We start from the raw sequence: 2,138 nt of genomic DNA, 5'->3' as shown, positions 1-2,138 counted from the left end.
TATCTGTTGGTCTGAGTCATATTGCTCAATCCCCGACTTTTTGAGTTTCAAGGCAGCAGCCCTGTAAAACGCCCCGGTGTCCAGGTACTCATAGCCAAGTCTGACAGAGAGTTCCCGGGCTATCGTGCTCTTGCCGGCACCCGATGGCCCGTCTATCGCTATTATCCTATTCAAAACCATTGATTATAGTTGATTTCATACGAGTTAAGAGAGAGAAAGAAAGGGGCGGCTCTGCCCCCCTTCAGAACCCCCTGCAAGGGGGCCAGCCCCCTTGACCCCATAATTCTTACTGCTATCTTATAAATATTCATATGTTTATAACCCTGCAAGCCTGTTTAACTTAGTATAAAAGTCCGGGAAAGATATCTCCGCTGCATCGGCACCGTCTATAATCGTCTCTCCATCAGCAATGAGGGCGGCCACGGCACAGGTCATGGCTATGCGGTGGTCGTTGTAGCTCTGTATGCGGGCGCCTTTAAGTTGCACCGGCCCTTCGATGGCCACACCGTCGCCGTACTCCTCGACGGAGGCGCCCATGCCCTCCAGGGCCAACACCATTGCAGCTATCCTGTCAGACTCCTTGACGCGGAGTTCCTTGGCGCCCCTGATTACGGAGACACCGTGGGCCTGGGTTGCCAGCAGACAGAGCAAGGGGAACTCGTCTATGAGTGAGGGGACCCTGTCCTTGCCTATCTTAAAGGGTTTCAGTCCGCCGGTGAACTTGCACAGCAGGGTGGCGGTGGGTTCGCCGCAGAGGTCTTGCACGTCTTGGGTTTCGACGTTGGCGCCCATCTCCCTGATGACGTCAAGAAAGCCGATACGCGTGGGGTTTATACCGGTCTGCTTGATTGAGAGTTGCGAGTCTTCCGTGATAATTGCCGCCGTAATGAAAAATGCCGCCGATGAGAAATCACCCGGCAACGTTATATTGCGTCCTGTCATGTTTGCACCGCCTTTGATGCCAACTCTCAGGCCATCGACCCTTACATCGGCGCCAAAGGCACTGAGCATCCTTTCTGTATGGTCACGCGACTTTATGGGTTCTGTTACCTCAGTGTACCCCCCGTCAATGGACAATCCCGCAAGGAGTACCGCCGATTTCACCTGGGCCGAGGCCACGGGCATATCATACGTGATGGGGGTTAACCGGCAGCCTTTTATGGCGATGGGTGGCAGGCGATCATTGCCTCGTGCATAGATTTCTGCCTGCATCTGTTTCAGGGGCAGTATGACACGCGACATGGGGCGGTTTCTCAGAGAGTCATCCCCCGTTAGTACCGAAAAAAACGGGCGACTGGCCAATACCCCTGTCAACAGCCTCATTGTTGTGCCCGAATTACCACAATCGATGATGTTCCACGGTTCACTGAAACCATCCAGGCCGCAGCCGTGGACCTCTATACCGTCCTGCTGCATCCCTATCTGCACACCCAGGCTACTGAAGGCATGGACCGTACTGAGGGGGTCACCGGCCATGAGAAAGTTCTTTATCACCGACACGCCCTTTGCCATGGAGGCAATAAACACCGCACGGTGGGACAGCGATTTATCCGGAGGACTGACGATCTCACCTCTGAGTCCCGATTTTGCCTTTGTCAGGCTGATGCTTTTCATATTATTTTTCATATCCGTCACTCTTTATTTAAGATTGCGTTTTTAGACCTGTCCAGGTTTAATCTCAAAGTTCTTGCCTGATCAAACTGTCGTCGGAGGGCGTCTTTGTCATTGGTTTTGATGGCGTCTGTTATAGTGTTTATGGCCTCCATGTATTTTGCCAGGTGCCTGAGGATAGTGTCCTTGTTTAACGTACAAATGTCTATCCACATCTGTGGTGAACTCATTGCGATACGCGTGGTATCAAGAAAGCCGGTACCGGAGAAGTTCAGGTATTGTTCATCTATAATTTTGATGGCATTGACCAGTGCATAGGCGGCCACGTGTGGCATATGGCTTATAGCGGAGAAGATTTCGTCGTGTTTCTCCGGGGTGAGTGTTCTGACCCTGCATCCGAGGGTTGTCCACAGGTCGGAGACGGTTTTCAGGGCCGTTTTGTTTGTGTTGGTGGTGGGCGTGACTATGCAATTTACGTTTTTGAAAAGGTCAGGCATTGCGGCATCCAAACCGGACTTATCGTTGCC

The 2,138-nt window shown here is 52.2% G+C and carries 3 protein-coding genes; all 3 read right to left on the bottom strand.

All coding sequences use genetic code 11. The annotated features are described in order from the left end of the window. Positions 1-180: (d)CMP kinase (locus HWQ67_RS17000; RefSeq protein ID WP_255317334.1), on the bottom strand; the 180-nt coding region annotated here is incomplete at its 3' end. A gap of 135 nt (positions 181-315) precedes the next feature. After that, positions 316-1,626: a 3-phosphoshikimate 1-carboxyvinyltransferase gene (gene aroA / locus HWQ67_RS16995; RefSeq protein ID WP_218253879.1), complete on the bottom strand. Its 1,311-nt coding sequence runs from the start codon at positions 1,624-1,626 to the stop codon at positions 316-318. A gap of 5 nt (positions 1,627-1,631) precedes the next feature. Beyond that, a partial coding sequence (locus HWQ67_RS16990; RefSeq protein ID WP_218253878.1) for a prephenate dehydrogenase occupies positions 1,632-2,138 on the bottom strand: 507 nt, incomplete at its 5' end.

The organism is Candidatus Magnetobacterium casense (genome assembly GCF_019173545.1).
GTDB classification, from domain to species: Bacteria; Nitrospirota; Thermodesulfovibrionia; order Thermodesulfovibrionales; family Magnetobacteriaceae; genus Magnetobacterium; species Magnetobacterium cryptolimnobacter.
The sequence above is the reverse complement of the archived record's forward strand: the minus strand, read 5'-3'. Positions and strand labels throughout refer to the sequence as shown.